The following is a 6,409-nucleotide window of genomic DNA, read 5'->3' as shown; positions in this document are numbered from 1 at the left end:
ACCTCAGGCAGTTCCTTGATGCGCCCGGCGCCGAAGCGAACGGTGGTGGGGTAGTTCCATTTGGAGATCAGCTTGGACATTTTCATCTTTCGGATGGTCAGATGGCTTCGCGCAGGTGGAAGGATTTCGGCCTCGTCAAATTATCATAGCCGATGGCGGACAGGCTGGCGCCCTTTCCGGTTTCCTTGACGCCGGTCCAGACCAGGGCCGGATCGAGGTAGTCGCAGCGGTTCATGAACACCGTGCCGGTCTCGACGCGGTCGCCGATCGCCACCGCATGCTCGGTATCGCGGGTCCAGATCGAGGCCGTCAGCCCGTAAGGACTGTCGTTCATCAGCGCGATCGCCTCCTCGTCGTTTCGCACCTTCATGATGCCGACGATCGGACCGAAGCTCTCCTCGCGCATGACGCTCATCTGGTGATCGACTTCGGTCAGCACTTCCGGCGCCAGATAGGGTGAGCCGGGCTTGTCGTTGGCCACCTTCATGTTGATGCGGGCCTTGGCGCCCTTGCGCAGCGCCTCGGCCTTCTGCTCGCGGATCAGGTCGGCAAAGCGCGCCTGCGCCATCGGCCCCATCGTCGTCGCCTGCTCCAGCGGATTGCCGACGACATAGTTCTTCGTCTCGGCGATGAAGCCCTCGACGAACTCGTCATAGACCTTTTCGTGCACATAGACGCGCTCGATGCCGCAGCAGCACTGGCCGGAATTGTAGAAGGCGCCGTCGACCAGATTGGCGACCGCGTGATCCATCTTGGCGTCCGGCAGCACATAGGCCGGATCCTTGCCGCCAAGCTCGAGGCCGAGCGTCATGAAGGTGCCGGCCGCCGCCTTTTCGATGGCGCGGCCGCCGGCGACCGACCCGGTGAAGTTGACATGGTCGATCTTGCCCGAGCCGAGCAGCTTTTCGGTCTGAGCGTGGTTGAGGACGACATTCTGGAACACGCCCTTCGGCAGGCCTGCCTTGTCGAAGGCCTGCTGGAAACGCTCGCCGACCAGCAGCGTCTGCGCCGCATGCTTGAGGATGACGGCGTTGCCGGCCATCAGCGCCGGCACGATGGTGTTGACCGCTGTTAGATAAGGATAGTTCCAGGGCGCGATCACCATGACCACGCCGAGGGGATCCTTCTTCACATAGCGGCGGAAGCCATCCTTCGGGTTGGAAGCCGGCACGGATTTAAGCGCCTGCTCGGCGATCCCGACCATGTAATTGGTGCGTTCCTTGACGCCACCGAACTCGCCGCCATAGCGCACCGGACGCCCCATCTGCCAGGCGATCTCCGGCACGATCTCGTTAGTCATCGCGACCAGGGCTTCCAGCATCGCCAGCATGTACTTGCCGCGCTCGACGATCGGCGTCCCAGCCCACTTCTCCTGCGCCGCCCTGGCGCGCTCGACAGCGGCATTGACCGCCTGGTCCGTCGCGACGGGCCGCTCGGCATAGATCGAGCCGCCGACGGGGGATATGATTTTGACCGTTTCGGCCATTTGTAAGTCCTCGCACTTCTGCAACAATCAAGAAATCACATGGCTGGCGCTGCCCCTCATCCGCCTGACGGCACCTTCTCCCCGTACAGTGACGGGGAGAAGGGAAACGCTCCGGCGTTGGCGTCCCCCTCTCCCCGTTCTTTACGGGGAGAGGGTAAGGGTGAGGGGCGGCGTCAACGTTCGCAGGCTACCTTAATACCGCTCGAACCCCCTGTGCAGTTCCCAGTCCGTGATGCGGCGGTCATATTCGAACTGCTCCCACTTGGCGGTGTGGACATAGTGTTCGAGCACGTCATCGCCGAGCGCCTGTCTCAGCATCTTCGACTTCGCCAGGGTCTCGGTGGCGTCACGCAGAGTCTTCGGGATCTCCGGCAAACGAGACGCCTGATAGGCATCGCCGACGAAAGGCTTCTGCAAGTCCAACTTCTCGTCGATGCCGGCAAGGCCGGCCGCGATCAGCGCCGCGAAGGCGAGATAAGGATTGAGGTCGGCGCCGCCAATGCGGCATTCCATGCGGATGCCCTTGGTGCCCTCGCCGCACAGGCGGAAGCCGGCGGTTCGGTTGTCCTCGCTCCACATGATCTTGGTCGGGGCGAAGGTGCCGGCCTGGAAGCGCTTGTAGGAGTTGATGTAAGGCGCCAGGAACCAGGTGAATTCCTTGGCGTATTTAAGCTGCCCCGCCGCCCATTGCTGGCCGAGCGTCGACAGCGTCCAGTCGGCCGTCTTGTCGAAGAACAATGGCGTCTTGCCGTCGGCGCTCCACAGCGAATTGTGGATATGGCTGGAATTGCCGGCCAGGCCGTAATTGTATTTGGACATGAAGGAAATGGCCTTGCCCTCGGACTCGGCGATCTCCTTGGCGCCATTCTTCAGGATGACGTGGCGATCAGCCATGTCGAGCGCCTCGGCATAACGCACATTGATCTCTTCCTGGCCCGGGCCCCACTCGCCCTTGGAATTCTCGATCGGGATGCCGGCGGCTTCCATCTCGTTGCGAAGCCGGCGCATGACGCCTTCTTCCTTGGTGGTGATGCCGATCTGGTAGTCGCCGATATAGGGCGACGCCGTCTCAAGGCCTTGCCAGTGTTTCTTGCGGGCGGAGTCGTAGGTCTCGTTGAACAAATAGAATTCAAGCTCGGAGGCGAAATAGCCGATATAGCCGCGCTCGGTCAGCCGCTTGACCTGCTTCTTCAAGATGGCGCGCGGCGAATGCGGCAGGTCGTCATGCGTGTGATGGTCGAGCACGTCGCAGATCACCAGCGCGGTTTTCTCCAGCCACGGGATGCGCCGCAGCGTGGCCAGATCGGGCTTCATGACGAAGTCGCCATAGCCCTTCGACCAGCTCGCCGCCTTGTAGCCGGGCACCGGCTCCATATCGATGTCGGCGGCCAGCAGATAGTTGCAGCCATGCGTTTCGTCATGCGCGGAATCGACGAAGTACTGAGCCAGGAACCGTTTTCCCGCCAGACGGCCCTGCATATCGACGATGCACGCCAGCACCGTGTCGATCTCGCCATCGGAGACCGCCTTCTTCAACTGATCGAACGAGAAATTTCCGGCCATTCCTTTGGCACTCCAGCGCTTGTCGTTTCGAAAGAGATAAACGGAACATGGCCGGCACGATGCCGGCCATGGTTCGTAGGAGACGGCTCAGTGGCCGGTTTCGCCGACGGCCTGCTCGGCCGCCTTGATCGCTGCCTGGCGCTTGGCGATCTGGTCGCCGATCGGCGGGCCCTGGAAGCGGCGGTTCTCGAAACCGAACCAGAGAATGGCGGTCAGCACGATGAAGCCAATGGTAATGTAAAGCACCTTGTCGTTCGGCGGCTGGATGGCGATGTAGAAGATGATCACCATGCCGACAATCGACAACGCGCAGAACAGCTTGAACACGCCTGCGCCGAGATTCCACGGACCGGGTGTCGGCCATTTGGCAGTGCCAAATGAGATCATGCCGAGAGCGATCGGAATCGTAAACGACAGGAACAGGAACACCAGCGTCGAATTAACGACGATGGTGTAGATGTTGGTGCCGCCAATCGAGATGAACTGGGCAAGAAAGACGTAGATAATCTCAAGGAACGCGGCCGTCCAGATCGCGTTAACCGGCGTACGCCAGCGTGGGCTGACTTTGGCAAGCGACGCCGAACCGACCGGCATGCCACCGTCACGCGAGAAGGCAAACAACATGCGGGAGGCCGAGGTCACCGTAGCGAGGCCACAGAGGAATTGTGAGATCAAGATTGCCAGATAGAGCAATTCCTTCAGCCATACCGGCAGGATTGCATCCATAGTCGAGAAAAAGACGCTCCAGCCCTGCTTGGCGCCAGCCGCTAGGTCCGGAATTGCCAGCACGATGGCGCAAAGCATCACCCAGCCGATCAAGGACGACCAGAGCACGGACGAAACGATCGCCCGCGGAACGGAATGCGCTGCCTTCAGCGTTTCTTCCGAAGTATGCGCCGACGCATCATATCCAGTGATGGTGTAGACCGGCAGCAGCAGACAGAGCAGGAACAAGTAGCTCATGGAATCGGTCTGCGGGAAGACGCCGCCGCCTGCATCCCCCGAATAGTTGGTGAACGTCCACAGCCGTGTGATGTCGATCGCTGGCGCGAACACCAGGCAAGCCACGATCAGAACAGCTGTTGCTGCCAGGATCAGGAAGCCGGATGCGTCCGTCAGCATGGCTGTCAGCTTGATTCCGAAATGGTTGAACAGCGCCTGCAGCACGGTGATGAAGGCGACGAACCCGACGATTTCGCCTGGCGTGCCGGTGATGCCGAAAGCCGCGCCGAAAGTACCGACAAAGAAGAACGCTGTGCCGATATTGATGGCACCGAGCACGGTGATCAGGCCGAACAGATTAAGCCAGGCGGTTAGCCACCCGGTGAAGCGGTTTCCGAGGATCGACGACCAATGATAGAGGCCGCCGGCGGTCGGAAATGCCGAGGCGATCTGGGCCATCGCAAGTGCGAAGAAACCCGACACGCAGCAGCCTACAATCCAGCCAATGCCGGCACCCGCGCCGCCGATCGATGAAGTCGCCTGAGCGAAGGAATTGATGCCGCCCGAAAGGATGCAGATGATCGAGAACGAGATCGCGAAATTCGAGAAGCGACTCATGCTTCGCGACAGTTCCTGGGCATAGCCCATGCCGTGGAGAACCTTCAGGTCCTCCTTCTTGTCAACGTCTGTATAACCCGGTGCTGCCATTGGAAGTCCCCTGTTTTGTTTCTCAGCTGGCCGATTGAACTGACTTTCCGATTGAATGCGATCTGGAGTGCCCGGCCTCCTCGTCCGGCTCCAGACTTGAAAAAATGCCGGTGAGCAGATCCGCCCATTTCCGCTGCCCGGTCTCGCCGGAGATTTCATCGTTGCGGATTTCGATCATCGTGCAGGGCAGCCCGCGCGAGCGCGCATGCCGTTCCAGCGTGAAATAGACGCGGTCGGCCGGCGAATAGGGTTCGTTGACGCCTACGGTGACGCCGGCAAGCCGCCTCAGCGCGGCAATCAACGGCGATGCCAGCCGCCGGTCCTCGTCATGGATGATGCCGATATGCCAAGGCCGGTCACGGCCCTTGTAGACCGGCGTGAAGGAATGGATGGAAACCAGGCGGGTCTCCTGCCCGCGCTTGCGCCTGTCGTCGATCGTGTGCTCGATCGCCGCATGGAACGGCTGCCACGACAGGGCGATGCGAGCCGCGCGCTGCTTTTCCGACAGGCCGGCATTGCCGGGTATCGGCGTGGTCTCGCTGATTGGCGGCACCAGGTCGGGCGCGTCGAGCGGCCGGTTGCAATCGATCACCAGTCGCGAAACGCGGCTTTCAACCAAGGTCGCGTCCAGCGCCCGCGCCATGCGGCGCGCGACCGGCAGCGCGCCTGGATCCCAGGCGATGTGGCGGGACAGATCGGCCTCGGCAAGGCCCAACGTTCCGAATTCGGCGGGCAGGAAGTTCGACGCATGATCGCAGGTCAGGACGAAAGGGCTCGATCCGCCGGGGTTCGAAACCCCTACGGTATCAGACGCCGCAAGGCTGGCGTGCCAAGCTCTCTCCATACTTTGCCGTCCCCGGGGAGCGCTGTATCGTATGTTACGTATTTTGTCTCATTGCGTCCCTACGGATGATTTCATACAGTTTACCCGGCTTTGTCAAATACGATTTCGGGAAACACCGTAGGCTGGGCCAGGGTGGGGAAGAGGATGATTTCCAGCATTGCCGAACTGATTTCCGACCGTATCGGCACGATGCCAGCCGGAGAACGGCGCGCCGCCCAGACCCTCATCGCCAGCTACCCGATGATCGGCCTGAAGACTGTTGCCGAGTTCTCGGCCGCCGCCGGCGTTTCCTCGCCGACGATCCTTCGCTTTGTTTCCCGGCTTGGCTTCCAGAACTATCCGGAGTTCCAGTCCAGCCTGCAGGACGAACTGGCCGCGCAGCTTCAATCGCCTGCGACAAGGACGCTCAACCCGCCCTCGCCCGGCGGTGGCACGGCGTCGCCGATGCTGGAGGCGACGCTCGACAATATGCGCGAGACGTTCAAGCACCTCTCCGACAAGCAACTCGCCGATATCGCCAGCCGTCTCGCCGACCGGCGCGGCAAGACCTTCCTGATCGGCGGCCGCTTCACCGATCCGCTGGCGCGCTACATGGCCGCCCATCTCGCCGTCATCCAGTCCGATGTCTTCCATCTGGCCGGCCAGGAAAGCATGTGGCGCGATCGGCTGATCGACATGGGCAAACGCGACGTGCTGGTGATTTTCGACATCCGGCGCTACCAGGACAGCCTCGTCCGCTTCGCCGAAAAGGCACATCAGCGCGGCGTCCAGATCGTATTGTTCACCGACCAGTGGCTGTCGCCTATCGCGCGCTTCGCCCGCTACGTCATCGCCGGACGTACGGCCGTGCCATCGGCATGGGATTC

At 61.5% G+C, this 6,409-nt stretch carries 5 protein-coding genes; 1 reads left to right on the top strand and 4 read right to left on the bottom strand.

Going from position 1 to position 6,409, the window contains the following annotated elements; all coding sequences use genetic code 11:
- Window positions 1–97: 97 nt before the first annotated feature.
- From WC739_RS23870 to WC739_RS23855, 4 genes are all read right to left on the bottom strand, one after another.
- A complete protein-coding gene (locus WC739_RS23870) occupies window positions 98–1,486 on the bottom strand; it encodes an aldehyde dehydrogenase family protein (RefSeq protein ID WP_372955458.1) in 1,389 nt (462 codons plus the stop codon).
- 192 nt (window positions 1,487–1,678) lie between these two features.
- Entirely contained in the window at window positions 1,679–3,049 is a 1,371-nt protein-coding gene (locus WC739_RS23865) for a glutamine synthetase family protein (protein WP_372955457.1), read from the bottom strand.
- Between the two features lie 87 nt (window positions 3,050–3,136).
- A complete protein-coding gene (locus tag WC739_RS23860; protein WP_372955456.1) occupies window positions 3,137–4,699 on the bottom strand; it encodes an amino acid permease in 1,563 nt (520 codons plus the stop codon).
- Window positions 4,700–4,721: 22 nt separating this feature from the next.
- Window positions 4,722–5,543 (bottom strand): N-formylglutamate amidohydrolase, encoded by an 822-nt coding sequence (locus tag WC739_RS23855; RefSeq protein ID WP_372955455.1) that lies wholly within the window; start codon window positions 5,541–5,543, stop codon window positions 4,722–4,724.
- A gap of 144 nt (window positions 5,544–5,687) precedes the next feature.
- Here WC739_RS23855 and WC739_RS23850 point away from each other — a divergent pair.
- Window positions 5,688–6,409, top strand: a 722-nt coding sequence (locus WC739_RS23850) for a MurR/RpiR family transcriptional regulator (RefSeq protein ID WP_372955454.1), incomplete at its 3' end; no start/stop codon positions are given.

The sequence above is a fragment of the Mesorhizobium sp. genome (assembly GCF_041661565.1).
In the GTDB taxonomy this organism is placed as follows: domain Bacteria; phylum Pseudomonadota; class Alphaproteobacteria; order Rhizobiales; family Rhizobiaceae; genus Mesorhizobium.
Note: the sequence above shows the minus strand (reverse complement) of the source record. Positions and strands in the feature narration are given on the sequence as shown.

Coding starts and splice junctions, on each gene's coding strand:
- WC739_RS23860 (WP_372955456.1), bottom strand. CDS start 4,699: ATGGCAGCACCGGGTTATACAGACGTTGACAAGAAGGAGGACCTGAAG.
- WC739_RS23855 (WP_372955455.1), bottom strand. CDS start 5,543: ATGGAGAGAGCTTGGCACGCCAGCCTTGCGGCGTCTGATACCGTAGGG.
- WC739_RS23865 (WP_372955457.1), bottom strand. CDS start 3,049: ATGGCCGGAAATTTCTCGTTCGATCAGTTGAAGAAGGCGGTCTCCGAT.
- WC739_RS23870 (WP_372955458.1), bottom strand. CDS start 1,486: ATGGCCGAAACGGTCAAAATCATATCCCCCGTCGGCGGCTCGATCTAT.